Here is a 25,790-nt window from a genome sequence, read left to right as displayed (position 1 = left end):
AGCACGGGACGGGAAACGGGTGCGGGGCGGACACCACCGACCGCGTGTCGGCCGGGGACGGGACGGAGACCGCCCGTCACCCGCGGGCGGAGCACGGGACGGGAAACGGGTGCGGGGCGGACACCACCGACCGCGTGTCGGCCGGGGACGGGACGGAGACCGCCCGTCACCCGCGGGCGGAGCACGCGCCGGGCGCCGGTCACCGTCCGGAGGCGGAGCCCGGCCACCGGGTGCCGGGCGGGGACCCGGCAGCCGCCGGTGAGGGTCGCGCCGGGGCGCGGGGCGCGGCCCCGCGGCGGTTCGCCGCTGCCGCCCGGCGTGGACGGGGGCCGCGTGTCGTCTCGTGTGCCGTCCTGCTGGCCGTCGCGATCACCGCCGGGAGCGTCGCGGTGGGCGGCGGGCGGGACGAGGGGCGGGCCGGGACGGCCGATGTCGCGCCGGCGGCCGTCGCCGGGGTGCTCGGCGGGGGTGATCTCGGGGCCGGGATCCGGTCGTTGCAGGGGCATCTGCGGGCACAGCCAAGGGACTTCGGTGGCTGGGCCACTCTCGGGACCGCCTATGTCGAGCAGGCGCGGACCCAGGGGGACCCCTCCCGGTATCCGCAGGCCGAGCGGGCGCTCGAACGTTCCCTCGCGCTCGAACCCGGCAACGAGCAGGCCCTCGCCGGGCAGGCCGCCCTCGCCGCCGCGCGGCACGACTTCACCGGCGCCCTGGCCTACGCCGACCGGGCGCTGAAGCAGAACCCCTACAGCGAACGCGCCCTGTGCTCCCGTATCGACGCGCTGGTCGAGCTCGGCCGGTACGAGGAGGCCGCCGGCGCCGCCGCCACCGCCGACCGCAGGCGGCCCGGGGTGCCCGTGTTCACACGGTACGCGTACGTACGGGAGCTGCGCGGCGATGTGCGCACCGCGCGGGAGGTGCTTCAGCGGGCCCTCGACAGCGCGTCCTCGCCCGCCGACGTGGCGTACGTCGCGACCGCCCTGGGACAGCTCGCCTGGAACCAGGGCGAGTACGGGACGGCCCTCACCTACTACGCGCGGGCGCTCGCCGCCGACGACGACCACCTCCCCGCACTGGAGGGCCGGGCCCGCGCGCAGGCCGCGAGCGGTGACCGCGCGGGCGCCGTCGAGACACTGGAGCAGATCGTCGTCCGCTCCCCGCTGCCCGGCCCCCTGGTCGCGCTCGGCGAGCTGTACGAGGACCGCGGCACCGACGGCGACCGCGCGAAGGCACACGACCAGTACGCCCTCGTCGACGCCTGGACCGCGCTGGCCCGCTCCGGCGGGGTCGACGCCGACCTCGACACCGCGCTCGCCGCCGCCGATCACGGGGACGCCGGTGAGGCGCTGCGCGCGGCCCGCGCGGAGTGGGACCGGCGGCACAGCGTGCACACCGCGGACGCCCTCGCCTGGGCGCTGCACGTCAACGGCCGCGACGAGGAGGCCCTTCCGTACGCCCGCCGCGCCACGGCCACCGGCTACCGCAACGCCGCCTTCCTCTACCACCGGGGCATGATCGAGAAGGCCACCGGGCACGACCGCGCCGCTCACGGCTCCCTCAACGCCGCGCTGGAGCTGAACCCCGGCTTCTCCCCGCTCGGCGCCCGTGCGGCCCGGGCCGCGCTGAAGGAACTGGAGGCGGCACGTTGAACCCCCGCCGCCGCGTCGCCGCCGGCGCCGCCGTCCTCGCCGCCGCCTGCGCGCTCGCGCTGGTCCCGGCCGGCCCGGCGAGCGCGCACCCCCTCGGCAACTTCACCGTCAACCGCTACGACGGACTGGTGGCCGCGCCCGGTGAACTGCGCGTCCACCACGTCGAGGACCTCGCCGAGATCCCGGCCACCCAGGCCGGGCCGGACCTCGAACGGCTGGGCAGGGACGTCTGGGCCCGGCAGCGCTGTGCCACGGCCGCGCGGGACAGCGGGGTGCGCGTCGACGGGCGGGCGGTCCCGCTCACCGTGCGCACCGCCCACGCGCGCGTGCGGCCCGGTCAGGCCGGGCTCGACACCCTGCGCGTGGAGTGCCGGCTGACCGCGCCCCTCCCCGAGGGCGAAACGGTCGGCCTCCGCTTCCGCGGGGCGGGCGCGTCGTCCGGGCCGGGATGGCGGGAGATCACCGCGCGGGGCGACCGTACGACCCTCACCGCCTCGGACGTACCGACGGCCTCGCTCTCCGGCGAACTGACCCGGTATCCGGAGAAGCTGCTCTCCTCCCCGGCCGACACCGGGACCGCGGCCCTGCGCATCCGTCCGGGCGGCCCGGCGGCGGCGGAGGCCGACGCGCCCGCCTCCGCCGTGCTCCCGCGCGGTGCCGACCGCTGGACCCGCGCGCTCGACGGCCTCGTCGCCCGGCGCGACCCGACCGCGGGTTTCGCCGCGCTCGCGCTGCTGATCGCCGTCGGGCTCGGCGCGATGCACGCGCTCGCCCCCGGTCACGGCAAGACGCTCATGGCCGCGACGGCGGCGGCGCGCGGGGGCAGGGCCCGGCTACGGGACGTCCTGCCCATGGCCGCCTCGGTCACCGTCACCCACACCCTCGGCGTGGTCGCCCTGGGCCTGCTGGTCACGGCCGGTTCGGCCGCCGCGCCCTCGGTGATCGCCTGGCTGGGCATCGCGAGCGGCGCACTCGTCACCCTGGCCGGCGCGAGCCTCGTACGCCGGGCCCTGCGCCACCGGAACCACACGCACCACCATGACCATGACCACGAGCACCCGCACGGGCACACGCACACCCATACGCACGGCGGTCGCACCCACACCCATCCCACCGCCCCCACCCTGCGCGGCACGATCCTGCTCGGTTTCGCCGGCGGGCTGGTGCCCAGTCCGTCCGCCGTCGTGGTGCTGGTCGGCGCCGCCGCGCTCGGCCAGGCCTGGTTCGGGCTGCTGCTCGTCGTCGCGTACGGCGTCGGGCTGGCCCTGACGCTCACCGCGACCGGGTACGCGGTCGTGAGGGCGGGCAGCGGTGTGACCAGGCTGCTGGCCCGGCGCCCCCGCTGGACGGCGGCCCCGTGGGCGGCGCTCGTGCGCCGGAGTGCGCCCCTGGGATCGGCGTTCGTCGTCGTGGCTCTGGGGGCCGGATTGGTGTTCAGGGGGGCGGCATCCGCACTCGGCTGAGCTACTTTCATGAGGAAAGGGAGAATTCGCCCGGATGCGAATGGGGGCGCCGTGTCCGAAGAGCCGGGCAGTGAGCGGGTGGTCGCGGGCCGGTACCGGCTGCTGTCACCGCTGGGCGAGGGCGGCATGGGCACCGTGTGGCGGGCCCGTGACGAGCTGCTGCACCGCGAGGTCGCCGTCAAGGAGGTGCGCGCCCCGGCCGGACTGCCGGCGTCCGACGTGGAGCGGATGTACGCGCGGCTGGAGCGGGAGGCGTGGGCGGCGGCCCGGATCACCGACCGCAACGTGGTGACGGTGTACGACGTGGCCACCGAGGACGGCCGCCCGTGGATCGTCATGGAGCTGGTGCGCGGTCTGTCGCTGGCCGAGGTGCTGGAAGCGGAGGGACCGCTGTCTCCCCGGCGGGCCGCGCACATCGGCGCGGAGGTGCTCGCCGCGCTGCGGGCCGCGCACGGGGCGGGGGTGCTGCACCGGGACGTGAAACCGGCCAACGTGCTGATCGCGAACGACGGGCGGATCGTGCTGACCGACTTCGGGATCGCCATGGTCGAGGGCAGTTCCGCCCTGACCATGACCGGGGAGGTCGTCGGTTCGCCCGAGTTCCTCGCGCCGGAGCGGGCGCTGGGGCGTACGCCGGGGCCCGAGTCGGACCTGTGGTCGCTCGGTGTGCTGCTGTACGCGGCGGTCGAGGGCCACTCGCCCTTCCGTCAGGACACCCCACTCAGCACGCTGCGGGCGATCGTCGACGAGGAGCTGCCGTCGCCGCGCCGGGCGGGTCCGCTCGCCCCGGTCGTCGAGGGGCTGTTGCGGAAGGATCCGGCCGAGCGGCTGTCGGCGGAGCGGGCGGAGCAGGACCTGCGGCTCGTCGGGGCGGGGGGCGTCCCCCGCGCGGACACGGCGCGTTCGGCGCCGTACACCCCGACGGTGGCCGCGCTGCCGCACCCGGGGGCGCACTCGCCCGCTCCCCCGGTGCCGGTCGCGGGAGCGCCGGCGGCGGCCACCGCGGTCACCCGGCCGGGGCGCGACCGGCGTGCCGCGGTCGCCCTGGTGGCGGGTGTGGTGGTCCTGGCCCTGGCGCTGGCCGGGCTGACGTACGCGCTGCTGGACCGCGGGGACGACGACCCCGGCGCCAAGGGCACCGGGGGCCGGGCGAGTTCGCCCGCGCACACCGGTGACGACGAGGACGACGGCGGGACGCCGACGACGGACGGTCCGACGCCGTCCCCCACCGCGAGCGAAGAGGAGGAGAAGGAGGAGGAGAAGTCCACTCCCCCGCCGCAGACGGTGTCGGTGACGGTGACCGGCGCGCACACGGAGTACTCCGGGAGCTGTCCGCCGGCGCACGAGTCGGCGCCCGCGTTCACGGCGACGTTCACGGTGGGGCGGTTGCCGGCCGAGGTCTCCTACCGCTGGGTGGCCGAGGACGGCTCGGTGGACGATCCGGGCTGGCGGAAGCTGTCGTTCCCCGAGGGGGACGGGCGTACGAAGCAGGACACGGTGGTCGTGACGACGTACTCGGGGACCGGGACGTATCGGAGCGGGATCGGTGTGGAGGTCCGGGAGCCGGTGCGGACGGTCTCCGAGACGGTGCCGTTCTCGGTGACGTGCGAGGCGGAGACCCCGACGGGCGGGGCCTCCGCTTCGCCTTCCGGTTCGGACGACGGTTACTGACGGGTACCGAAGGACGCCGACGGGTCAGGCCACGGCGTCGAGCACCGGCAGATAGCCGCCGGACTGTCCGGCGGCCGTCGGGTGGTACGAGTTGCCGATGTTGAGCCAGTCCACGCTGTGCAGCCAGGAACTGCCGGAGCAGATCTCGTGGCCGGTGAAGGTGGGGCGTACGTCGCCGAAGGTGAAGCCGTGGGCACCGGCGCGCTGGGCGATGGCGTTGTCGAGGTGGTCGGCGGCGTCGTTGATCGCCTTCCGCTTGGTCTCGGAGAGACCGATGCAGGAGGTGCCGAGCTTGTAGAACCGGGGGTAGCCGATCACCACGACTTCGGCGTTGGGGGCCCGGTCGCGGATCGCCGAGTAGACGCTGTCGAGCCTGCCGGGCAGCGTCGAGTCGACGTACGCCTTCGCGGTGGCGATCCGCGAGAGGCAGGAGCTGTCGGACTGGAGCACACAGGTCGTCATGACGTCGGAGAAACCGGCGTCGTTGCCGCCGACACTGATCGAGACCAGGCCGGTCGAGGTGGAGAGCGGGCCGAGCTGCCCGGAGAGGACATCACCCGTTCGGGCGCCCGAGCAGGCCGTGAAGTCGAAGGACGAGGGGGAGTTGGCGGCCGCCCAGAGGTAGGGGTGGGCCTTCGCGCTGCGCTTGCAGTCGCCGCTGGAGGAGATGTAGCTGCCGGCTCCGACGCCGGAGGCGTAGGAGTCGCCGAGCGCCACATAACCGCCCGCCGCGGCCTGTTGGGACGCCTGGGCCGTCGCGGCCCCGGTGAGGGCGGTGGTGGCGGCGAGGAGGAGCGAGCCCACGAAGAGGGCGAGTCTGGAACGTCTCATGGAACCTCCCATTAGCAGGATCTCTGCCGCAACCGTGGTACCAACTACGCGTGTTGACCGGAAGTGTTCATGCCAAGACTGTTACTGTTCGATCCTGGACCAAAACCGGCCGTAAGGACTTTTACGCCCTTGACGGCCCCTACGGGGTACGCCACATTGAAGCCCGGCATCCGACGCTTCGGGGGGCAAAGTCGGCCATGCGGAAACGCACATCCCGGCAAGAGGCTTACGTAACGGCCAAATCGACGAAAACGTGATCTGCCGTTCCAGGTCTTGCCATTCGGGTTCAATCGTCAATACCGTCATACATCTCACCCGCATCGGTCCGTCAGTACGCGGCTCCAGGGGAGGGCTCAGGACCGCGACGAACCGGCGCGGGGCGCGGTAGGGGGGTGCCGTGCTCGGTGACCGCATCGGTGACCGAGCCGTGCCGCGCGGTCGGCCGCCGTTTTCGCGGCCGGCCAGTTCTGCCAGCTCACCCGGCGCGCATGTCAGCACCATCGGCGTGCCCGTGGGGTGAGAACCCCCCTTTCGAACCGGACGAACAGCCGGGCCGCCCGAGGGGCGGGCGGTCCACCGGACGAGAGGGACCAGACTCATGAGTTCCGTTCTGCAGCCGGCGACCGAGGACCAGGATCCGCCGACCGCCCGCACCTACCGGCCCGTCTCCTCCCACCTGGCCATCGCGCCACCGGTGAGCGTGGTGATACCGGCCATGAACGAGGCGGAGAACCTGCCGTACGTCTTCAAGACGCTTCCCGACTGGATCCACGAAGTGGTCCTGGTCGACGGCAACTCCACCGACGACACCGTCGAGGTGGCCCGCGAACTGTGGCCCGCCGTCAAGGTCGTCGGGCAGCGCGGCAAGGGCAAGGGGGACGCGCTGCGCTCCGGGTTCGACGCCTGCACCGGCGACATCATCGTGATGGTCGACGCGGACGGCTCGGCCGACGGCAACGAGATCGTCAGCTACGTCTCCGCGCTGGTCTCCGGCGCGGACTTCGCCAAGGGGTCCCGCTTCGCCAACGGCGGCGGCACCGACGACATGACGTTCATCCGCATGCTGGGCAACCGGGTGCTGTGCGCCGTCGTCAACCGCAAGTTCGGCGCGCGGTACACCGACCTCTGCTACGGCTACAACGCCTTCTGGCGGCACTGCCTGGACAAGATCGACCTCGACTGCACCGGCTTCGAGGTCGAGACCCTGATGAACATCCGGGTCGTCAAGGCCGGCCTCAAGGTGCAGGAGATACCCAGCCACGAGTACCTGCGCATCCACGGCACGAGCAACCTGCGGGCCGTGCGCGACGGGCTGCGCGTGCTGAGAGTCATCCTCGGGGAGCGTTCCAACCGGCGTGCGCTGCGCCGGCGCCAGCGCCCCTCACCGCTGCTCGACACGGTGCGGGGGAAGGCGTCTTGAGCGATCCCGGAACCCCGGGCGTCTCGGTCGTGATCTGCGCCTACACCGAGGACCGCTGGGAGGACGTCCTCGCGGCGGTCGCCTCGGTACGGGCGCAGTCACGGCCGGCTCTGGAGATCCTGCTGGTCGTCGACCACAACCGGGATCTCCTGGACCGCCTGGGCAAGGAGTACAAGGATCCCCCGGACGGCGCCGTCGTGCGGGTGCTCGCCAACGCGGGCCCCCGCGGCCTGTCCGCCGGCCGCAACACCGGAATCGCCGCCTCGCGCGGCGGGATCGTCGCCTTCCTCGACGACGACGCCGTGGCCGAGCGCGACTGGCTGAAGCACTTCGCCGAGGCGTACGACGACCCGCGCGTGATGGCGGTCGGCGGGCGCACCGAGCCCGTCTGGGCGTCGGGCCGGCGTCCCGACTGGTTCCCCGAGGAGTTCGACTGGGTGGTGGGCTGCGCCTACCGGGGCCTGCCGCGCGGGCGCGTGCGGGTGCGCAACGTGCTCGGCGGCAACGCCTCCTTCCGGCGCGAGGCCTTCGACGCGGCGGGCGGCTTCGCCACCGGCATCGGACGCGACGGGAACAAGCGCCCGCTGGGCGGGGAGGAGACGGAACTGTGCATCCGTCTCAGCCGCGCCCGCCCCGACGCGGTCCTGCTGATCGACGACCGCGCGGTGATCCACCACCGGGTGCCCGAGGTCCGGGAGCACTTCCGCTACTTCCGTACGCGGACGTACGCCGAGGGGCTGTCCAAGGCGCTGGTGGCGCGCAGTGTGGGGGCGGAGAAGGGGCTGGAGTCCGAACGCCGGTACACCACGCGCGTCCTGCCCGCCGGGGTGGTGCGGGGGCTGCGCGACGCCCTGCTGGCCCGCCCGGGCGGCGCGGGGCGCGCGGGGGCGATCGTGGCCGGGGTGCTCACGGCGGCGGGCGGCTACGTGGTGGGGAGCGTACGGGCCCGGCGGGGCGGGGTCACCTTCTCCGTGGTGGGGCTCGGGGAGGGCGGCGGCCGTGGCTGACGTACGCGTGCCGATCCTCATGTACCACGCGGTCGCGGCCGACCCCGACGAGGCGACCCGCGCCCTGTCCGTGACCCCGGAGGCGTTCGCCGAGCAGATGGCGGTGCTCGCGGACCGGGGCCTCACCCCCGTCACCACGGCCGAACTGGCCGCGCACTGGCGCTCGGGCCGCCCGCTGCCCGCGCGGCCGGTCCTCGTCACCTTCGACGACGGCTACGAGGGCGTGCACCGGCACGCACTGCCCGTGCTCGCCGAGCACGGCTTCCCGGCCACCCTGTTCGTCTCCACCGGCTGGCTGAGGGGCCCGTACGACACCGGCGGCGGCCTGGACACCATGCTCGACTGGGACCAGGTGCGCGAACTGGCCGCCGCGGGAGTCGAGATCGGCGGACACAGCCACAGCCATCCGCAGCTCGACCGGCTCGACGAGGACCGGCTGCGCTCCGAGCTGATCCTGTGCAAGGAGATCGTCTCGGACCAGCTCGGCTCCGTACCCGCCTCGTTCGCGTATCCCTACGGCTACTCCAGCCGCCGGGTGCGCCGGGCGGTGCGGGAGACGGGGTACGCCCAGGCGCTCGCCGTCGGCAACGGTCTCGCCCGCCGCGCCCAGGGGCCGTACGCCCTGCGACGGGTGACGGTGCGCAGGTCCACGTCCGCCGCCGAGTTCGAACGGCTGGTGGAGGGACGGGCCGTCGCGCGTACCTTCGCCCGGGACCGCGCGCTGACCAAGGGGTACGCGGTGGTGCGCCGGGCCCGGCAGGCGCGGGTGCTGATCCGCCGGCCGTCGGGCTGAAGCGTGGACGGCCGTCCGTGCGCACCCCGGAAACCGGGTGCGCACGGCGCCCGGGTGACCGATCATGGCGGCATGTCCGCGCAACCGCACGACGCACTGCCGATCCGGCTCAACGTCGACGACAGCGACTCCCCGTCCGATGTCGTCGACGCGCTGTTCCTCGGCCGCTTCGCGACGGGCGAGCAGCCGTACTCGCACGCCGTCAACATCGACCGCGTACGTTCCGGCGCGACCCTGCTGCCCGCGAACGCGCGGGTGCTGCGGACCGCCAGGGACGACGACCGCAGCGCCACCCTGGCCGAGGGCGAGGGCTGGACGTTGCTGGTCTCCCGCTGGAACCGGGGCGCCGACGTCACGGTCACCGCGACCAGCGCCGACCTCGCCGCGAAGATCCTGGACGAGACCACCGACGGCGCGGCGGACGAACCCGAACCGCAGCCGGAGAACGTCACCATGGGCTTCTGGTACGTCTCCCCGCGCCGCGGCCCGCACCGCACCACCCGGCAGATCTCGGCGGGCACCTGGGAGGAGATCCGGCCCAACTACACGGTGCCGGTGGCGGACGCGATGAGCCGCCTGATGAAGACCACCCCCGAGGACATCTCCGGCCGGCTGCTCCTGCTGCACGGCCCGCCGGGCACCGGCAAGACCTCCGCGCTGCGCACGCTGGCCCGGTCCTGGCGGGACTGGTGCCAGGTGGACTGCGTACTGGACCCGGAGAGGCTCTTCTCCGACGTCGGCTATCTGATGGACATCGCGATCGGCGAGGAGGACACGGCCGGCAAGGGCCGCTGGCGGCTGCTGCTCCTGGAGGACTGCGACGAACTGATCCGGGGCGAGGCCAAGCACACCGCCGGCCAGGCGCTGTCCCGGCTGCTGAACCTGACGGACGGTCTGCTCGGCCAGGGCCGCAACGTCCTGGTGGGCGTCACCACCAACGAGGACCTGGAACGCCTCCACCCGGCCGTGGTCCGCCCCGGCCGCTGCCTGGCCCGCGTCGAGGTGGGCCGACTGACCCGCGCGGAAGCGGTGAACTGGCTGGGCACCGAAGAGGGCGTGGGCCGCGAGGGCGCGACCCTGGCCGAACTGTACGCCCTACGCCGCGGCACCTCCCCGACGTCCCTCCCGGAACCTCGCGGGGACACGGAAGCAGGCCTGTACCTGTAGCCAACGCTCACTGGCACTCCCAGGGGCGCGGGGAACTGCGCGACCAGCCACAACGGACCCGCAGCCGGAATGCCACCCCCACCCCTACGGCGCTCACGCCCCGTAAGCCGCACGCAGTGCGTCCCGCACGGCAGCCAGTGCCTCCTCCTCACCAACCCCAAGCCGCCGCGCCCGCGAGGCGAATTCCTGCGCCGCGGACGCCACCTCCCGCTCCGCCGCCTCCCCCGCGGCGGCGATCAGCGTCCCGTTCCGCCCCCGCGTCTCGATCACCCCGTCCGCCTCCAGCGCCCGGTACGCCTTGGCCACCGTGTTCGCGGCGAGCCCGAGCGTCTCGGCCAGCCCCCGCACCGTCGGCAGTCTGTACCCCACGGGCAGCGCTCCCGACCGTGCCTGCTCGGAGATCTGCGCCCGCACCTGCTCGTACGGGGGCGCGCCGTCGTCGATCCGGATCTTCAAGGTCACGGCCCGATTGTCGCGCACCCCGACGGAAAACAGGAGGCGCCCCGGACGCGGCCCCCGTAGCGTGCGCCTCCATGACAGTGTCCGTCCGCGATCTCCGCCCCGACGCCCGCGCCGACCTGGAGGGCTTCGCCCGCGTCCGGCACGCCGCGTTGCCGTTCATCCTCGTCACCCCGGAGTCCCTGGCCCACGACCTCACCCGTCTCCACCCCGACGCCCACTACCGCCCGCTCGTCGCCGTGGCCGACGGCGAGGTGATCGGCACGGCGCAGGTGCACCTGACCCACGAGAGCTCCGAGCCCGGCCAGGGCAACATCAACGTGTACGTGCACCCCGAGCACACCCGCCGGGGCGCCGGGACACTGCTGGTGCGCGCCGCCGAGGAGCACCTGGCCGCGCACGGGGCGACCCGGCTGTTCGCCTGGGTGGTGGACGAGCCCGGCAACCGCGCCTTCGCCGAAGCGCACGGCTACCGGGCGAGCCGCGCCGCCCACTTCCTCCGCCTGGACCTGGCGAACGGCACCCTGCCCCCGCTCCAGGACCCGCCGCCGGGCGTGGAGCTGCGGCCGGCCTCGGACTTCGCCGCCGATCCGCGCCCGCTGTTCGAGCTGGACGCGGAGACGACGGCGGACGAGCCGAGCGACGTGGACACCGAGTTCACGGACTACGAGGCCTGGCTGGAGGAGACCTGGCGGCACCCGCTGTTCAGCCCCGGGCTGACCACGGTGGCGCTGGTGGACGGCCGTCCCGCCGCGTTCTCCGCGGCCCGTACGGACGGCGGCACCCGGTACGGCACGGTCATGACCGGCACCGCCCGCGCCCACCGCGGCCGGGGCCTGGCCAAGCTCGCCAAGAACGACTCCCTGCATCGTGCCCGCGCGGCCGGGTACACGGAGGCGTTCACGGGCAACGACACCGGGAACGGGCCGATGATCGCGATCAACAAGTGGTTCGGGTACGAGATCTGCGGGACGGAGGTGCGGTATGTCCGCGCACTCGGCTGACGGGCCGACGCTGGTGGAGGTGGTCCTCGTCAAGGCGGGACGGATGAAGATCCGCTACCCGGCCGAACTGGTCGCCGACGACGGCACCCGCGCCACCGTGCGCGCCCCCTGGGCGGGTGACGGCGTGCGCGACTTCGGCTTCGTCCGCTTCGAGCCCGGTGACGTCTTCACGGAGCACTACTGGCGCGACCGGTGGTACTCGGTGAAGGAGGTCCGCGCCGCCGACGGCACCCTCAAGGGCCACTACTGCGACATCACCCGGCCGGCCGAGCTCTCCGGCGGCCGGCTGGTCGTCGAGGATCTCGACCTGGACCTGTGGGTCTCCGCGGACGGCACGGACGTACGGCGGCTGGACGAGGACGAATTCGCGGCGAGCGGTCTGCTCACCACGGATCCCGAGGCGGCGGCCGCCGCGGTGGCCGCCCTCGACGAACTGGACGCCCGGGCCCGCGAGGGCGGGTCCACCGCGCTGCTCGTCTGAGGGTGCCGGGTCAGTCCGGGACCGCGACCACCGCGTACCGCTCGTCGTACACGTCCCGGCCCCACAGCGCCCTGTCCTCGGACAGCCGCTCCACGCCCACCCGCCCGCCGAGCGGGGCCAGGAGGGCGGTGAGCCGGCCGGCGGGTATGCCGACCGGGCTCACCGTCCCCCACACCCCCTCGACCAGCACCAGCCGTCCTCCGGGCCGCAGCAGGTCCCGCCAGTGCCGCAGCGCCCGGTCCGGTTCGGGCAGCGCCCACAGCACATGCCGGACCAGGACGGCGTCGTAGCGCTCCTCGCCGACCGGTGGTGCCGTCGCGTCGCCGACGAGGAACACGGCGTCACGCCCGGCGAGCTTCCGCCGGGCGAGCGCCACCATCGCCGGGGACCGGTCGACGCCGGTCACCCGGTGTCCCCGCTCGGCCGCGAGGAGGGACAGGCTGCCGGTGCCGCAGCCGAGGTCGAGGACGTCGCCGGGCCGCCCCGGCAGCCAGGCCCGCAGCCGCGCCGCCCAGGCCGCGCGCACCTGAGGGTCGCGCAGCCCGTGGTCCGGCTCCTCGTCGAACGCGGCGGCCTCCGCGTCCCAGTCGACACCGTCGGTACCCGCCCCGTCACCGTCGTGGACCGTCATGGCCCCAGAGTGACACCCCCCACTGACAATCGATTCGTGACAGCGGCCACAGACAGAACGGGAGCGATGAGGAACTCTCCCCCGAAAGGTCTACCTCCGTGAGAACACGGAACCCGGTGGACCCTGAAGGAGGCAGCCATGCGCCGTGTCACCGTGCAGAAGCCCCCGAGGAAGACGGACACCCGCCGGATCCGTGAGGAGGCCGACGAGCGCCCCGCGGGACGACCCGAGGTCCGCAAGGACATCGCCCGCACCTGGTGGCCCGACGGCTGACCGTCCGGACACCCGCCCGATCCGGGCACCTACCTGATCCCAGCCTGAGCACTCCCTTAACGCGGCCATAAGGATCTCTCTCCGCGGCCTTCGACAGGCGATTCCGCTGGTTCGGGGGGCTAGTTTCTGAGCCACCCCCACGGGATTCACCACCCCCCACCCCGATCCAGTGATCGCTGTCGAGGAGTTGCTGCCCCATGCCCGCACGCCGCAAGGCCGCTGTCGCCACCGCCGTCGGTCTCGTTCCGCTCGCCCTGACCGGGCTGTCCGCCGCGCCGGCGTCCGCGCACGGCTCGATGGGCGACCCGGTCAGCCGGGTCTCGCAGTGCTACGCCGAGGGCCCGGAGAGCCCGGAGTCGGCGGCGTGCAAGGCGGCGGTCGCGGCCGGCGGCACCCAGGCGCTGTACGACTGGAACGGCATCCGCATCGGCGACGCCGGCGGACGCCACCAGGAGCTCGTCCCCGACGGCAAGCTGTGCAGCGCCGGCAACGAGGCGTTCAGGGGGCTCGACCTGGCCCGCGCCGACTGGCCGGCGACGAGCGTGAGCAGCGGTTCGTACACCTTCAAGTACCGCGTGACCGCCCCGCACAAGGGGACCTTCAAGGTGTACATCACCAAGCCCGGCTACGACCCGTCGCAGCCGCTGGCCTGGGACGACCTGGACCTGGCGAACCCGGTGGCGACCTCCACCGACCCGACCGCCTCGGGCGGCTTCTACACGTTCGGCGGGACCCTCCCCGAGCGGTCCGGCAAGCAGCTGCTGTACGCGGTCTGGCAGCGGTCGGACAGCCCGGAGGCGTTCTACTCCTGCTCGGACGTCACGTTCGGCGGCGGGTCCCAGGCGGGTGGGGACCAGACGGGTGGGGACCAGACGGGTGGGGACGGGGCCGGCGACGGTGAGGCCGCCGGCTCGGGTGACACCACGACGGAGGCCGCCCCGGCGCCGGCCGCCTCCGCCCCGTCCGAGGAGCAGATCGAGGCCGGTGCCGACAAGTCGACCGTCGAGAACCACGGGCACGGCGACGACGACCCCCACACCTCGGCGGAGCCGGCCGCGGCGGACGACGCCACCACCCCGGAGGCCGCCGACGACGGCGCCACCGGCAACCAGGTGAAGGCGGCGGGGTCGTCGCAGAACCTCGCGGAGACCGGGGGCGACGGCAACACCCCGTACCTGATGGTCGGCGGCGCCGCGGCGCTGGCACTCGGCTCGGCGGCGCTGTTCGCCTCCGCGCGGCGGCGCGCGGCGACCGGGCGGCACGGCCGCTGAACCCGTCTCGGGGCCCTGTCCGGCGGCTCAGGCCGGACAGGGCCCCGCTGCGCACACCCGCGTGTACACGTGTCAGTCGAACACGGAGGCGCAGGTGGTGGGCTCGGCGTGGGCCGGGTCGAGAGCGTTGGCCACCTCGTGGAAGGCGACCCGGTCGAACAGCCCGATCGCCAGGTGCTCGGACAGGTCGAGCGGGCAGAGGTCCTGGAGCACGACGTTGCGTACGTTCGACCCGGTCAGGAACCCGCTGCGGTAGGGGGTGACGACCTCGTCGTACCGGGTGGCGATGACGGTGTACCGGACGCCGGGCACGGTGTCGCCGCCCTCGTTGAGCCTGGTGAGGAAGTCGGAGCCGGCGACCTGGTCGGCGAGGGCGGGGGTGGCCTCGCTCAGCAGGTCCTCCGCGCCGGGGAAGTACGGCAGCAGCCGGGTGAGGCCGCCGAGGGTGGTGCCGTGGTTGCTGGGCGCGATGCCGACGAGGGCGTTCACCTCGTCGGCTCCGCCGAGGAACTTGAGGTAGTGACGCGGCATCATGCCGCCCTGGGAGTGGCCGACGAGGTCGGCCTCGGCGGCACCGGTGGCGGCGAGCACCTCGTCGACGAAGGCGTCGAGCTGTTCGGCGGACTTCTCGACGGGTCCGAGGCCGTGGAAGAGGGGGACGCCGGGGAGCTGTCCGTAGTCGAGGGAGAAGACGCAGTAGCCGCGGTACTTCAGATAGGGCGCGAGGCCCAGCCAGTTGTCGACGGAGTTGCCGAAGGTGCCGTGGACCAGGACGACGGGGCGGGAGTGGGCGGCGGAGGGCTCGCAGGACCAGTCGTTCCAGCCCGAACCGGGCGCGGTGGTGGCGTGGGCGCCGGCGGCGGCGGGGAGGGTGAGGCCCGCGGCCAGCAGCAGCGCGGCGAGGGGTCTGATCACTCGCTTCCAGGGCAGCATCGCGTGATCTCCTTGCGGTACGGGGGAAGGGTGGGGGCCTTACTCCCTGTGATCCGGATCACGAGGACGCTGTTCACTCGTCAAGTTACGGGCGAGTAGCAAGGCCGGGAAGTTGCGCGTCGGCAAAAACTTCCGGCATCGACCGGCGGCGACGCGCCCGCATTCGACAACGCGTCACCAAACGGGACGAATCGGCCCGTCGGGCGCGATACGCAGCAACTTCCGCGTCAGCTCGCGCGCCTCCGCCTCCCCCAGCACCTCACCCCAGGCCCGCACGGCCTCCGCCGCCGCCTCCTCGGCCGCCCGGGTACAGGCCCACCCCGCCTCGGTCAGCACGACGAGCCGGGCCCGCGCGTCCACGGGGTGGGGGTGCCGCTCGGCGTACCCCTTGCGCACCAGCTCGTCGACGAGCTGGCTCGCGGCCTGCTTGGTCACCCCGAGGTGGACCGCGAGGTCGGTGACCGTCGCACCGTCCGGGGCGAGCCGGGTGAAGGCGAACCCGTGCGCGGGCCGCACCCCCTCGAAGCCGCGGGCGACCACCCCGTCATGGATGCGCCGGGTGAGCTCGCCGGCGACGGCGAGCAGGGCGGCGGACAGGGTGACGGCCTCGGAGTTCTGCACGGGGGAATTCAAGCACCTTGACGAAGTGGTCAACCCGCTTGACCATATAGTCAAGTTGCTTGACTATCGAAGGGGACCGTCATGCCCGTCGTCCGCCCGTCCGACGCCGTCGTCCACGAGATGCACGGCGCCCGTTTCGTCTCGTACGCCACCCCCTCGACCGGCAGCGAGGAGCTGTGCGCCTGGCGGGGCGAGATTCCCGCCGGTACGAGGGCGCCCGCGCACACCGTCAACCGGGAGGAGATCTTCCATCTGCTCTCCGGCGAACTGCTGATCACCCTCGACGGCACCGCTCACCACGTCACCGCCGGCGACACGGTGATCATCAACCCCGGCACGACCCTCGCCGTCGAGAACCCGGCCACCGAGGTCGCCGTCTCCTGGGTCACCACGTCCCGCGGCCTGGAGGCGACCCTGGCCGACGGCACGCGCGTGGTGCCGCCGTGGGCCAACTGAGTCCGGCCCGTCCCTCCGCACGGAGGGACGGGCCGTCGCAGGGGGCGGGGGTCAGCCGATCCGGGTGCCGGTCGCCGAGAGGGCCTCCGTCACCGGCTGGAAGAAGGTCGTACCGCCCGAGGTGCAGTCGCCGCTGCCGCCGGAGGTGAGGCCGACCGCGCTGCTGCCCGAGAAGAGCGAGCCGCCGCTGTCGCCGGGCTCGGCGCACACGTCGGTCTGGATGAGACCGTTGACGATGTCGCCGTTGCCGTAGTTCACGGTGGCGTCCAGACCGGTGACCGTGCCGGAGTGCACCTGGGTCGTGGAGCCGCTGCGGGTGACCTGCATGCCGACGGTGGCCTCGGCGGCGCCGGAGATCGCCTGCGTGGAACCGTCGTAGAGGTTCACCTCGCTCGGATGGGCGACGTCGGCGGTGTACTTGACCAGGCCGTAGTCGTCGCCCGGGAAGCTGGAGTCCGCGTTCTCGCCGATCACGGCGCCCGAGGAGTCCGACCAGGTGGAGATCCCCTCGGTGCAGTGCCCGGCGGTGAGGAAGTGCGGCTCGCCGCCCCTGGTCACGTTGAAGCCGAGCGAGCAGCGCCCGCCGTTTCCCGTGATGGCGTCGCCGCCGGCGACGAAGGGCTTGTACTCGCCCTTGGTGCGCCGGAGTTCGGCGGTGGCGCCGAGCCCGTCGACGACCTCGGTCAGCTTGTCCCACTCGGCCTCGGAGACCGTACGGTCCGCGGTGACGACGACCTTGTTGGCGGTCGGGTCGGTCACCCAGGCGGTGCCCGGGACGGTGGCGTCCCGTTCGAGGGTGGTGCGCGCGCTCTTCAGCTCGGCGAGGGAGTTCGCCACGACTCTCGCCTCGGCGCCGGCCGACTCGACGGCCTCGGCGGCGGCCTCGTCGAGCACGTTCACCACGAGGGACTCGCTCTTCGCGTCGTAGTACGTTCCCGCCGCGTCGGCGCCCAGGTCCCGGGCGAGCGTCGAAGCGAGCTTTCCGGCCGCTCCGATCGAGAGGGTACGGGGCGCGGAGTCCGCCGGGACCTCGCTGGCGTTCGCAGTCTGGAAGGTGACCGCGCCGGCGGCCAGTGCGGCGATGCCCGCACCCGCCATGACCGCACGTCGCCCGGGTATGCGTCGGTGCTTCAACTCACGTCCTCCTGTGGGGGGGGACGGTCCGGGAGGTTGTGGGGACCTCACCGGACCGGAAGGTGTACGGCGACGGGGGCGGAACACAGAAGAAGCCACGCCCGTGCCGGTCGAACGGCGCCCACTCTTCCGAACCCCGCGGGGAGCACACAAGGTCGACTTCAGGACGCTCGTACGACAACAGCCGTGCGCCCTCTATGTCCTGACAGGTCATGGACACGCGGGGCGGTTCGCACTGCAAACGCTACGAGGGAGTAACCGGCGGTACGGTACGCGGGATTCCGCCTTGGCTTGAATTCGACCCCTCGTGCTCCTGGCAAGGGTGAGCCCCCGCACGGCGATCGCGTGCGGGGGCTCGTGGTGCTGCCGGCTGCGAGGTGGGACCCGTGGGACCGGTGGTGCCGGCCGGTCCCGGCGGGCCGCTCCTAGTAGACGCTGACGCCGTAGGCGCTCAGGGCCTCCGTCACCGGCTGGAAGAAGGTCGTACCGCCGGAGGAGCAGTTGCCGCTGCCGCCGGAGGTGAGACCGTACGCGGTGCCGTTGCTGCCGTAGAGCGCGCCACCGGAGTCGCCGGGCTCGGCGCAGACCGTGGTCTGGATGAGACCGGAGACGATGTCGCCGCCGCCGTAGTTGACGGTGGCGTTCAGGGCGGTGACCCGGCCGCTGTGGGTGCCGGTGGTGGAGCCGTCGCGGATGACGGTGGTGCCCACGCTCGGGGTGGCCGCGCGGGTGATGTCCACGCCGTTCGCGGTGCCGGGCCGGCTGACGGACCCGGTGTACCGGACGATGCCGTAGTCGTTGCCCGGGAAGCTGGACCCGGCCGTCGAGCCGATGGCCGTGGTGCGCGCGGAGTTGGAGTACCAGGTGCCCGCGCCGTCGGTGCAGTGACCGGCGGTCAGGAAGTACTCGGCACCGCTGCTGCTGCGGACGTTGAAGCCGAGGGAGCAGCGCCAGCTGCTCGCGTAGATGGCGTCGCCGCCCTGGATGAGCTTGCTGATCGTGCCCGGGGTGCGCTTGACGGTGATCGCGGCGGCGTCGTCCCCGGCCTGCTGCTTGATCTTGTTGATCTCGGCCTGGGAGACGGTGCTGTCGACGGTGAGCAGCACTCGGTTGGTCTTGCTGTCGACGGCCCAGGCGGTGCCCGGGACGTCGGCCTCCAGCACCGAACCACTCACGCTCTTGAGTTCGGCGGAGCTGAAGGTGGTGGGGGTCTCGGCCGCGTTCGCGCTGGGGACCACGATCGCGGCAGCGGCCACCAAGCCGGTGGCTACGGCGATCAGCCGAGTCCGTCTCGAGATGCCGCTGCGGGGGGTGGTGCGCTTGATCCTCACTTCTCGTTCCTCCACAAAGGAAGTAGGGGGCCCTCGTGGGGTTTGTGGGCCCGTGAGGCGCAGCCAGGGAGCCGGGTGCCCGGATTCCGAACACGCCGTGCCCCTGACAAGCGCTGTGGGAAGCGAGTATTCGGCCGACCGACCGTTCGGCGCAAGGGTGCCTTTTGGCCGTCAACCTTTGAACCGTCTAGGAGATTTGGTCCGGATACGAGACCGCGTTACCAGTGGTCACACCCGCGGCACGGCCGGTCGAACAGCCGCGCGGTGTCCGGAATTCGCCCCTCCGGATAGCCGGTCCGTCAGCAGTCGCAGCCGCAGTCGCAGCCGCTGCAGCAGCCGTCCTCACCGCAGCAGTTGCAGCACTCGCAGCAGTTGCAGCAGTCGCCGCACCCGCTGCAGTCGCAGTTGGTGCAGGGCCCGTGCTTCTGCTCCCGGCTCCAGGGGTCGTCGTAGGAGTCGCAGCACAGCCGGCAGGTGCAGGCGAGCCCCAGCCACACGGCGCAGCCGGCCAGCAGTCCGCGCCGGTCGCGGCGCGGCGGTCCGGGGGGCAGCGGGGCGCCGGGGCCACCCGGGGTGCCGGGAGGCGCGTAGGGACCGGTTCCGTGGGCACAGGAGACCGTACCGAAGGCGCGATGGACGGAGTTGGGCAATTCATGGACGAGCAGCCGGTGCGCGAGACCGCCGTCCGTGAACTCCACCTCGCGCAGCGCGAGCCGGACGCCGTGCACCGCGTCGTCGGCGAGCCGACGGGCCTCCTCCAGCGGGGTCCCGGTGGCGGCGAGCGGGTTCCAGGCGCCCGAGGCCGCGTCGGCCTCCCGGTCCTCCACCGCGTCCAGGAGATGCGCGAGGCGCCCGAAGAGGCGTCCGGCCTCCGCGAGCGGTACGGCGTTGCGCGGCCGGCCGGCCAGCACCGCGGTGTGCGCGAAGGCCGCGGCCGTCGCGGTCTCGGTCGGCTCGGTGACGGTGAGGATCGGGGTGCCGGGCCCGGCGAGGGTCTCGATGCCGGTCTGCCGGTCCACGGCGTCGACGAGGACGGCGGTGTCGAACCCGACGTCCGAACCGGTCCGCGCGCCCGCCCGGTCCCAGCTCGCGGCGACCCGCCGCGCGGCGAGCGCCACCGGCCTGCGCGCCAGCATCCCGTCGCCGTCGGCGACATGGTCGCGCACCTTGGCGGAGGCGAGGACGAGGGAGACGGCCGCCGCGAGCCGCGCGCCCTCACCGTGCGCGACGGACGCGGTGCGCATACCGCGCAGCGGGCACGGCCCCGCGGTGCGCCGTCCCGCGTCCGGGCGTTCCGCCTGAGCCTCCGTCAGGACGGATATGAGGAGCCCGTCGTAGTTGGTGACGATCCGCGCGAGCTGCCCGTGGTCGCCGCGCAACGCGAGGCACAGCCCGCACAGATGGGCCATCCACTGGGCGGTGAGCTTCTCCCCGAGCCGGTGCCGACAGGGCCTGACCATTCCGAACACGACGTTCCCCCGTGCAGTTGTACGACGTCCAGCGGCGGCATCGTATCGACCCCGCCGTTCACCCGTACGCACCCTTCCTCACCCGTACGCCGGGAAGAATCATATTTCACTCACAGTCAGCAGCCGTTTACACCAGGACCCTTGGGAAACCCGGACTCTCGACGGATCAGCTGTGCACCAGTACCGTCACAAACCCCCCGCGCGGCGTCTATCCACTTGGCGCGACGTCCGCATCATGGACGACCATAGGGATGCGGAAAGCAAAAAAGAGACCGCTGTGAGAGGAGGCGTCCATGGGATCGGTACGCAAGGCGAGTGCCTGGCTCGGCCTCGTCGACGACAACGAAGACGAGCGTTACTACGACGACGACTACTCCGACGGGACCGAGCCCGGCGAGGCCTGGGTCACCGATCCGCGGGTCAGGGTGGCCGCGGACGTCGCCGAGGAGAGGGGGCGCCGGATCGGCACGGTCACCCCGGACAGCTTCCGGGACGCCCGCGCCATCGGCGAGCTGTTCCGCGAGGGCGTGCCCGTCATCATGAACCTCACGGCCATGGACGCCGGGGACGCCAAGCGCGTCGTCGACTTCGCCGCGGGCCTGATCTTCGGTCTGCGCGGTTCCATCGAGCGGGTGTCGAACCGGGTGTTCCTGCTCAGCCCGGCCGACACCGAGGTCGTCAGCGGTGAGCCGGCCGCGCACCGGTCGGACGGCTTCTTCAACCAGAGCTGAGGCAGGGCCGCCCGCCGGCCCTGCCTCCCCCGGAGGCTCACCGGAAGGCGTCGAGCCCGGTGAGCGCCTTGCCCAGCACGAGCTGGTGCATCTCCACGGTGCCCTCGTAGGTGAGCACCGATTCCAGATTGGTCGCGTGCCGCATCACCGGGTACTCGAGCGAGATCCCGTTGGCACCGAGGATCGTCCGCGCCGTGCGGCAGATGTCGATGGCCTCGCGGACGTTGTTGAGCTTGCCGAAGCTGACCTGCTCGGGACGCAGGCGGCCGGCGTCCATGCGCCGCCCCAGGTGGTGGGCGAGCAGGATCCCCTTGTGCAGTTCGACCGCCATGTCGGCGAGCTTGGCCTGGGTCAGCTGGAACCCTCCGATGGGCCGCCCGAACTGCTCCCGTGACTTCGCGTAGTCGACCGCCGCCTCGAAGGAGCTCCGCGCGGCGCCCATCGCGCCCCAGACGATCCCGTACCGGGCGTGCGACAGGCAGCTGAGCGGGCCCTTGAGGCCGGTCGCCTCGGGCAGCACGGCGTCGGCGGGCAGCCGTACGTCGTCGAGGACCAGCTCGCTGGTGACGGAGGCGCGCAGCGACCACTTGTGCTTGATCTCGGGCGCCGAGAAGCCGGGGGCGTCGGTGGGCACGACGAAGCCCCGGATCCCGTCCTCGGTCCCCGCCCACACCACGGCGACCCCGGCCACGGAGCCGTTGGTGATCCACATCTTGCGCCCGTTGAGCACCCAGTCCCCGCCGTCGCGCCTGGCGTGGGTGCGCATCGAGGCGGGATCGGAGCCGTGGTCGGGTTCGGTGAGCCCGAAGCAGCCGATGACCTCGCCGGACGCCATCTCGGGCAGCCACCGCCGCTTCTGCTCCTCGCCGCCGAAGCGGTGGATGGCGTACATGGCGAGCGAGCCCTGTACGGAGACCAGGGACCGGATCCCGGAGTCGGCCGCCTCCAGCTCCAGACAGGCGAGCCCGTACTGGACGGCGCTCGCGCCCGCGCAGCCGTAGCCGTCGAGGGACATGCCGAGCGCGCCGATCCCGCCGAGTTCCCGGGCCAGCTCCCGGATGCCGGGCAGCTCGCCCTTCTCGTACCAGTCGGCGACGTACGGGAGCACGCGGTCGGCGGCCCAGGTGCGCACGGTGTCCCGGACGGCCAGGTCCTCCGGCTCCAGCAGGTCGTCGAGGCCGAGGGGGTCGGCGGGGTCGAAGGGGGGCAACTTCGCGGACGCGGACATGGGGGCACCCTCCGGGAACGACAAAACTAGCAGTGCTAGTTACGGCTCTGGGCCGACGTTACGCGGCAGTCTCCCGCACGTCCACCCTGCTCTCCCAGCCGTGCGGCGCCGGTTCGCCGTTCGTCGGGAGGTGAACCTCTCCCACGGGGTACGCCGCCGGCGGCCTGCGGTGGGCGGGGCGCACGGGCGGCTGTGACGACGAAGGACCGCGTGCGGACGCCGGACGGCGAAGGACCGCGTGGGACCGCGCGCGGACGCCGATGGCGGCCCGCCCCCATGGGAGCCGGCCGTCTCTCGATCGATGGTGAACGGGTGGTGCGCGGACGGGAGACCGGTGCGGTCACACCGAGACGCGCGACTCCACCGCTTCCCGCGGCGCGGGCACCTCCACGGCCGCCCCCTCACACTGCATCGTCCGCGGCAGCCGCAACGCCATCAACGCCCCGAGCAACAACAGCCCCGCGCTGACCAGCAACGTCACATGCAGCCCGTGCACGAACGCGTGCCGCGCCGCATCCCGCAGCGCACTCCCCGCCGGCCCGCCGAGCCGGTCGGCCACCTCGTACGCCTCCCCCAGCGAGTGCGACGCCGCCGAGGACGCCACCCCCGGCACCCCGGGCACCCCGGCAAGGCCGGGCGCATACGCCGCGTTCATCACACTGCCGAGGAGCGCGATCCCCATGCCGGCGCCGAGCTGGTAGGAGGTCTCGCCGATCGCCGCCGCCCCGCCCGCCCGGTCCGGCGGCGCCTCGCTCAGCATCGACTCGTACGCCCCGAACAGCGTGGTCTCCAGGCCGAAGCCGAGCAGGACGAAACCGGTCAGCAGCAGCAGCCAGTCGTCCTGTCCGCCCATCGCGGTCAGGACCACCACCGCGGCGGCCGTCAGGCAGAAACCGGAGCAGACCATGCGGCGCGGGCCGAACCGGCGGAGCATCCGCGCGCCCGCCAGGCCGGCCGCCATCGCCGCGATCGTCAGCGGCAGCAGGCGCAGTCCGGTCTCCAGCGGGGAAAGTCCGAGCACGAGCTGGAGGTACTGGGCCGCGATCAGTTCCAGGCCCACCAGGGCGAGCATCGCCAGCACGATGCAGCCCACCGACGTACTGAACGCCGGCCGGGCGAACATCCGCAGGTCGACCAGCGGATGCGTACGGCGCCGCTGCCGGCGCACGAAGGCGGTCAGCAGTCCGGCGCCCACGAGCAGCGGCAGCACGGTCCACACACCGGCGGCGAAGGCGCCGCCACCGAGCCGCTTCACACCGAGGACCACCGCGAACAGTCCGACGGCGGCCATCAGCGCGCCGGTCACGTCCCAGGGACCGTCGCCCGCGCCCTTCGACTCGGGCAGCAGGAGCCGCCCGACCGGGAGGCTGACCAGCATCAGGGGGATGTTGACCAGGAACACCGAGCCCCACCAGAAGTGCTCCAGCAGGAAACCGCCGAGCAGCGGGCCGACCGCCGCGCCCACGGCGGCGACCGCGCTCCAGATGCCGATGGCCAGCGCCCGCTCGCGCCGGTCCGGGAAGACCTGGCGCAGGATCGACAGCGTCGCCGGCATGATCATCGCGCCGCCGACGCCGAGCAGCGCCCGCGCCACGATCAGCACCTGGGCGTTGTCCGCGAGGGCCGCCATGCCGGAGGCGACGCCGAACAGGGCGTAGCCGAGCAGCAGCACGCGTCTGCGGCCGACCCGGTCGCCGAGGGTGCCGAAGAGGATCAGCAGCGAGGCGCAGACCAAGGGGTAGGCGTCGACGATCCAGAGCAGCTCCATCGCGCCGGGCCGCAGGTCCTCGGTGACGGCGGGGACCGCGACGTGCAGCACGGTGGCGTCGACGGCGACCAGCAGCAGGCTGGCGCAGAGGACGACGAGCACCACCCAGCGGTTGGCACCGGCCCCGGCCGCCCGACGGCGCAGCGCGGCGGCGGCCGTGGTCGTCCCGGACATGTACACGTACCTCCCAGATGTTCCCTCGCGATCGGCGGGCTCACGGGGTCGGGGACTCCCCCGTGACTCGGCCGGAGAGGAGCGGTGGTCTCCGGCCCGCGCAGCGAACGGCGAGTGACACGTCAGAGTACGCGAGTGGGAGCCGGGGTCGAGTGGCGGACGTCTCACAGCTCCGGCGGATCGGTGTGGCGTACACCACTCCCCCCGTCGGGGTCACACGCCCCGCCGGGCGGGCCGGTTCCACTCCGGGTCGATAATCGGGCGCGTGAACGATCTCGACGCGCGCGTCGTCCCGGCCCGCTCCGGCGCACTGCGCCGGGCCGCACCGGCGCTCCTCGGGTACGCCGCCGTGCGTGCCCTGGGCCTGGTCGCGCTGGCCCTGTGGAGCGGGGTGCGCGGCAAGGACGCGTACACCCTGCTGACCGCCCGCTGGGACGCGCTCTGGTACACGAGGGTGGCCGAGCTGGGGTACGGCTACGAGGTGCGGCTGCCCAACGGGGACGTGCACTCCAACCTGGCGTTCTTCCCGCTGCTCCCGTGGCTGGAGCGGCTGGTGGCGGCGGTGTCGCCGCTGTCGTACGCCGACGGGGGCTTCGTGGTGAGCGTGCTCGCCTCGCTCACGGCGGCCTGGGGGATCTTCGCGGTGGCCGACCATGTGTACGGGCGCCGGGCCGGGGTGTGCGCGGTGCTGCTGTGGGCGGTGCTGCCGGTCGGGATCGTGCAGTCGATGGCGTACAGCGAGTCCCTGTTCACCGCGCTCGCCGCGTGGTCGCTGTACGCCGTGCTGACGGGGCGCTGGGTGACGGCGGGCGCCCTGGCGGCCCTGGCGGGGCTGACCCGCCCGGTGGGGCTGGCGGTGGTCGCGGCGGTGTGGGCGGCGGGCATCACCTCGTTCCTACGGGAACAGACCTCCGCGCGGGCGCACGTCTCCACGCGGGAACGCGCCTCCACGCGAGGAGACACCTCCACGCGGGAGTGCTCTTCCCCCGCGCGGGACCGGACCTCTTTCGCGCGGGATCGCAGCGCGGTGCCGGAGGGCGGCGCGCGGGCCGGGGAACGCGCCGGCGCGTCCGTGATCGCCCGGCGCACGCAGGCACCGGAGGGCGCCCCACGTACGACGGACACCTCCGGTGTGCGCCTGCGCCGGGTGCTCGGCATGTTCCTCGCGCCCCTCGGAGCCGCCGGTTACGTCCTGTGGGTGGGGCACCGGACCGGCGACGGGCCGCTGGGGTATCTCGATGTGCAGGCCGGCTGGCGGAACGGCTTCGACGGGGGCTACGCCTTCGCCCGCTTCGTCGCCGACAAGTTCACGTCGTTCCCGTCCGCCCTGGCGGGCCTCGGACTGGTGGTCGGTGTCGGCCTCGTGGTGTGGCTGTACGTCGTCTGCGTACGGCAGCGCCAGCCGCTCCCCCTGCTGGTGTACGCCGGGGTCGTCACCGCGCTCGCCCTGTGCGCGTCGAGCTACTTCGGCTCGAAACCGCGGCTGCTGCTGCCCGCCTTCCCCCTGCTGCTGCCCCTCGCCCTGGCCCTGGCCCGGCTGCGTACGCCCAGGTCCGCGCTGGTCGTGGGGGCGGTCGCGGCGGTCTCGGCGGCGTACGGGGCCTTCTGGCTGAACGGCTCCGGTCCGCCCTGACCCGCCCTGCCCCGCCCTGCCCCGCCCTGCCCCGCCCGGAGCGGCCGATGAGCGCCGAGGAAATTCCGCACCAGCCCCCGGTGAACGAATTCAAAAGCGCGATAAAACCCTCCTCCGGAATGATCAAAGGAATTGAAGTCCACAGCATCCGGGGTTTGTGGATTCGCCGGAGATAAAGGCCCTCCTGAGAGG

At 73.2% G+C, this 25,790-nt stretch carries 24 protein-coding genes; 14 read left to right on the top strand and 10 right to left on the bottom strand.

Translation table 11 applies throughout. The annotated features are described in order from the left end of the window. Positions 1–230: 230 nt before the first annotated feature. From ACIA6T_RS29695 to ACIA6T_RS29685, 3 genes are read left to right on the top strand one after another with little or no spacing between them, the layout of a single operon-like run. Positions 231–1,649: a tetratricopeptide repeat protein gene (locus tag ACIA6T_RS29695; protein ID WP_399449610.1), complete on the top strand. Its 1,419-nt coding sequence runs from the start codon at positions 231–233 to the stop codon at positions 1,647–1,649. Further along, complete coding sequence (locus ACIA6T_RS29690) at positions 1,646–3,112, top strand: sulfite exporter TauE/SafE family protein (protein WP_399449576.1); 1,467 nt, start codon at positions 1,646–1,648, stop codon at positions 3,110–3,112. The genes ACIA6T_RS29695 and ACIA6T_RS29690 overlap by 4 nt, the downstream gene beginning before the upstream one ends. A 9-nt stretch (positions 3,113–3,121) precedes the next feature. Next, positions 3,122–4,783 (top strand): serine/threonine-protein kinase, encoded by a 1,662-nt coding sequence (locus ACIA6T_RS29685; protein ID WP_399449575.1) that lies wholly within the window; start codon positions 3,122–3,124, stop codon positions 4,781–4,783. Positions 4,784–4,807: 24 nt separating this feature from the next. Here ACIA6T_RS29685 and ACIA6T_RS29680 read toward each other — a convergent pair whose 3' ends face one another. Continuing rightward, the gene (locus tag ACIA6T_RS29680; protein WP_399449574.1) at positions 4,808–5,614 is read right to left on the bottom strand and encodes an SGNH/GDSL hydrolase family protein; all 807 of its coding nucleotides are present in this window, start codon (positions 5,612–5,614) and stop codon (positions 4,808–4,810) included. 598 nt (positions 5,615–6,212) lie between these two features. Here ACIA6T_RS29680 and ACIA6T_RS29675 point away from each other — a divergent pair. The 4 genes from ACIA6T_RS29675 (at position 6,213) to ACIA6T_RS29660 (ending at position 10,001) form a co-directional block, all read left to right on the top strand. Next, positions 6,213–7,034 carry a glycosyltransferase family 2 protein gene (locus ACIA6T_RS29675; RefSeq protein WP_399449573.1) on the top strand — a complete coding sequence of 274 codons (822 nt, stop codon included), beginning with the start codon at positions 6,213–6,215 and terminating at the stop codon, positions 7,032–7,034. Continuing rightward, positions 7,031–8,041 carry a glycosyltransferase family 2 protein gene (locus tag ACIA6T_RS29670; RefSeq protein WP_399449572.1) on the top strand — a complete coding sequence of 337 codons (1,011 nt, stop codon included), beginning with the start codon at positions 7,031–7,033 and terminating at the stop codon, positions 8,039–8,041. The genes ACIA6T_RS29675 and ACIA6T_RS29670 overlap by 4 nt, the downstream gene beginning before the upstream one ends. Next, entirely contained in the window at positions 8,034–8,834 is an 801-nt protein-coding gene (locus tag ACIA6T_RS29665; RefSeq protein ID WP_399449571.1) for a polysaccharide deacetylase family protein, read from the top strand. The genes ACIA6T_RS29670 and ACIA6T_RS29665 overlap by 8 nt, the downstream gene beginning before the upstream one ends. Positions 8,835–8,906: 72 nt before the next feature. Continuing rightward, entirely contained in the window at positions 8,907–10,001 is a 1,095-nt protein-coding gene (locus ACIA6T_RS29660) for a DUF5925 domain-containing protein (protein ID WP_399449570.1), read from the top strand. Positions 10,002–10,094: 93 nt separating this feature from the next. Here the strand turns inward: ACIA6T_RS29660 and ACIA6T_RS29655 are convergent, their stop codons facing one another. After that, on the bottom strand, positions 10,095–10,463 hold the full coding sequence (locus tag ACIA6T_RS29655) for a GntR family transcriptional regulator (RefSeq protein WP_399449569.1): 369 nt from the start codon (positions 10,461–10,463) through the stop codon (positions 10,095–10,097). Between the two features lie 71 nt (positions 10,464–10,534). Here ACIA6T_RS29655 and ACIA6T_RS29650 point away from each other — a divergent pair, with 71 nt between their 5' ends. Further along, positions 10,535–11,464, top strand: coding sequence for a GNAT family N-acetyltransferase (locus ACIA6T_RS29650; protein WP_399449568.1), 930 nt, complete (start codon positions 10,535–10,537; stop codon positions 11,462–11,464). Then, on the top strand, positions 11,445–11,945 hold the full coding sequence (locus tag ACIA6T_RS29645) for a DUF402 domain-containing protein (protein ID WP_399449567.1): 501 nt from the start codon (positions 11,445–11,447) through the stop codon (positions 11,943–11,945). Before ACIA6T_RS29650 ends, ACIA6T_RS29645 begins: the two co-directional genes overlap by 20 nt. Positions 11,946–11,955: 10 nt before the next feature. Here the strand turns inward: ACIA6T_RS29645 and ACIA6T_RS29640 are convergent, their stop codons facing one another. Continuing rightward, on the bottom strand, positions 11,956–12,576 hold the full coding sequence (locus tag ACIA6T_RS29640; protein ID WP_399449566.1) for a class I SAM-dependent methyltransferase: 621 nt from the start codon (positions 12,574–12,576) through the stop codon (positions 11,956–11,958). 138 nt (positions 12,577–12,714) lie between these two features. Between ACIA6T_RS29640 and ACIA6T_RS29635 the strand changes: the two genes are divergently transcribed. Continuing rightward, the gene (locus tag ACIA6T_RS29635; protein ID WP_399449565.1) at positions 12,715–12,849 is read left to right on the top strand and encodes a hypothetical protein; all 135 of its coding nucleotides are present in this window, start codon (positions 12,715–12,717) and stop codon (positions 12,847–12,849) included. A 197-nt stretch (positions 12,850–13,046) separates the two neighbouring features. Next, positions 13,047–14,120 carry a lytic polysaccharide monooxygenase gene (locus ACIA6T_RS29630; RefSeq protein ID WP_399449564.1) on the top strand — a complete coding sequence of 358 codons (1,074 nt, stop codon included), beginning with the start codon at positions 13,047–13,049 and terminating at the stop codon, positions 14,118–14,120. Between the two features lie 72 nt (positions 14,121–14,192). On the opposite strand, the gene ACIA6T_RS29625 is transcribed toward ACIA6T_RS29630, so the two are convergent. Both ACIA6T_RS29625 and ACIA6T_RS29620 read right to left on the bottom strand, forming a co-directional pair. Next, a complete protein-coding gene (locus tag ACIA6T_RS29625) occupies positions 14,193–15,053 on the bottom strand; it encodes an esterase/lipase family protein (RefSeq protein ID WP_399449563.1) in 861 nt (286 codons plus the stop codon). A 174-nt stretch (positions 15,054–15,227) separates the two neighbouring features. Further along, positions 15,228–15,674 (bottom strand): MarR family winged helix-turn-helix transcriptional regulator, encoded by a 447-nt coding sequence (locus ACIA6T_RS29620; protein WP_399449562.1) that lies wholly within the window; start codon positions 15,672–15,674, stop codon positions 15,228–15,230. Positions 15,675–15,755: 81 nt separating this feature from the next. On the opposite strand from ACIA6T_RS29620, the gene ACIA6T_RS29615 reads away from it, so the two are divergent. Then, a complete protein-coding gene (locus ACIA6T_RS29615) occupies positions 15,756–16,130 on the top strand; it encodes a cupin domain-containing protein (RefSeq protein WP_399449561.1) in 375 nt (124 codons plus the stop codon). 51 nt (positions 16,131–16,181) lie between these two features. Here ACIA6T_RS29615 and ACIA6T_RS29610 read toward each other — a convergent pair whose 3' ends face one another. The 3 genes from ACIA6T_RS29610 to ACIA6T_RS29600 all read right to left on the bottom strand — a co-directional run bounded on the left by ACIA6T_RS29610 (position 16,182) and on the right by ACIA6T_RS29600 (position 20,064). After that, a complete protein-coding gene (locus ACIA6T_RS29610) occupies positions 16,182–17,228 on the bottom strand; it encodes a S1 family peptidase (RefSeq protein ID WP_399449609.1) in 1,047 nt (348 codons plus the stop codon). Positions 17,229–17,689: 461 nt separating this feature from the next. Further along, on the bottom strand, positions 17,690–18,595 hold the full coding sequence (locus tag ACIA6T_RS29605; protein WP_399449560.1) for a S1 family peptidase: 906 nt from the start codon (positions 18,593–18,595) through the stop codon (positions 17,690–17,692). 299 nt (positions 18,596–18,894) lie between these two features. Continuing rightward, positions 18,895–20,064, bottom strand: coding sequence for a DUF5685 family protein (locus ACIA6T_RS29600; protein WP_399449559.1), 1,170 nt, complete (start codon positions 20,062–20,064; stop codon positions 18,895–18,897). 293 nt (positions 20,065–20,357) lie between these two features. Between ACIA6T_RS29600 and ACIA6T_RS29595 the strand changes: the two genes are divergently transcribed. Further along, the gene (locus ACIA6T_RS29595) at positions 20,358–20,795 is read left to right on the top strand and encodes a cell division protein SepF (RefSeq protein ID WP_399449558.1); all 438 of its coding nucleotides are present in this window, start codon (positions 20,358–20,360) and stop codon (positions 20,793–20,795) included. Between the two features lie 37 nt (positions 20,796–20,832). Here ACIA6T_RS29595 and ACIA6T_RS29590 read toward each other — a convergent pair whose 3' ends face one another. Both ACIA6T_RS29590 and ACIA6T_RS29585 read right to left on the bottom strand, forming a co-directional pair. Next, complete coding sequence (locus tag ACIA6T_RS29590; protein ID WP_399449557.1) at positions 20,833–22,023, bottom strand: acyl-CoA dehydrogenase family protein; 1,191 nt, start codon at positions 22,021–22,023, stop codon at positions 20,833–20,835. 340 nt (positions 22,024–22,363) lie between these two features. Next, complete coding sequence (locus tag ACIA6T_RS29585; RefSeq protein WP_399449556.1) at positions 22,364–23,965, bottom strand: MFS transporter; 1,602 nt, start codon at positions 23,963–23,965, stop codon at positions 22,364–22,366. Positions 23,966–24,230: 265 nt separating this feature from the next. Between ACIA6T_RS29585 and ACIA6T_RS29580 the strand changes: the two genes are divergently transcribed. Further along, positions 24,231–25,598, top strand: a complete 1,368-nt coding sequence (locus ACIA6T_RS29580; RefSeq protein WP_399449555.1) for a glycosyltransferase family 39 protein — start codon at positions 24,231–24,233, stop codon at positions 25,596–25,598. The last annotated feature ends 192 nt before the right edge of the window (positions 25,599–25,790 follow it).

Source organism: Streptomyces sp. NPDC051740 (assembly GCF_044453165.1).
GTDB classification, from domain to species: domain Bacteria; phylum Actinomycetota; class Actinomycetes; order Streptomycetales; family Streptomycetaceae; genus Streptomyces; species Streptomyces atrovirens.
The sequence above is the reverse complement of the archived record's forward strand: the minus strand, read 5'-3'. Positions and strand labels throughout refer to the sequence as shown.

Bases quoted from the DNA above. Each gene is read 5' to 3' on its own strand.
- ACIA6T_RS29590 (WP_399449557.1), bottom strand. From the start codon at position 22,023: ATGTCCGCGTCCGCGAAGTTGCCCCCCTTCGACCCCGCCGACCCCCTC.
- ACIA6T_RS29625 (WP_399449563.1), bottom strand. From the start codon at position 15,053: ATGCTGCCCTGGAAGCGAGTGATCAGACCCCTCGCCGCGCTGCTGCTG.
- ACIA6T_RS29685 (WP_399449575.1), top strand. From the start codon at position 3,122: ATGAGGAAAGGGAGAATTCGCCCGGATGCGAATGGGGGCGCCGTGTCC.
- ACIA6T_RS29675 (WP_399449573.1), top strand. From the start codon at position 6,213: ATGAGTTCCGTTCTGCAGCCGGCGACCGAGGACCAGGATCCGCCGACC.
- ACIA6T_RS29640 (WP_399449566.1), bottom strand. From the start codon at position 12,576: ATGACGGTCCACGACGGTGACGGGGCGGGTACCGACGGTGTCGACTGG.
- ACIA6T_RS29680 (WP_399449574.1), bottom strand. From the start codon at position 5,614: ATGAGACGTTCCAGACTCGCCCTCTTCGTGGGCTCGCTCCTCCTCGCC.
- ACIA6T_RS29645 (WP_399449567.1), top strand. From the start codon at position 11,445: ATGTCCGCGCACTCGGCTGACGGGCCGACGCTGGTGGAGGTGGTCCTC.
- ACIA6T_RS29650 (WP_399449568.1), top strand. From the start codon at position 10,535: ATGACAGTGTCCGTCCGCGATCTCCGCCCCGACGCCCGCGCCGACCTG.
- ACIA6T_RS29595 (WP_399449558.1), top strand. From the start codon at position 20,358: ATGGGATCGGTACGCAAGGCGAGTGCCTGGCTCGGCCTCGTCGACGAC.
- ACIA6T_RS29630 (WP_399449564.1), top strand. From the start codon at position 13,047: ATGCCCGCACGCCGCAAGGCCGCTGTCGCCACCGCCGTCGGTCTCGTT.
- ACIA6T_RS29635 (WP_399449565.1), top strand. From the start codon at position 12,715: ATGCGCCGTGTCACCGTGCAGAAGCCCCCGAGGAAGACGGACACCCGC.
- ACIA6T_RS29660 (WP_399449570.1), top strand. From the start codon at position 8,907: ATGTCCGCGCAACCGCACGACGCACTGCCGATCCGGCTCAACGTCGAC.
- ACIA6T_RS29610 (WP_399449609.1), bottom strand. From the start codon at position 17,228: ATGGCGGGTGCGGGCATCGCCGCACTGGCCGCCGGCGCGGTCACCTTC.
- ACIA6T_RS29585 (WP_399449556.1), bottom strand. From the start codon at position 23,965: ATGTCCGGGACGACCACGGCCGCCGCCGCGCTGCGCCGTCGGGCGGCC.
- ACIA6T_RS29615 (WP_399449561.1), top strand. From the start codon at position 15,756: ATGCCCGTCGTCCGCCCGTCCGACGCCGTCGTCCACGAGATGCACGGC.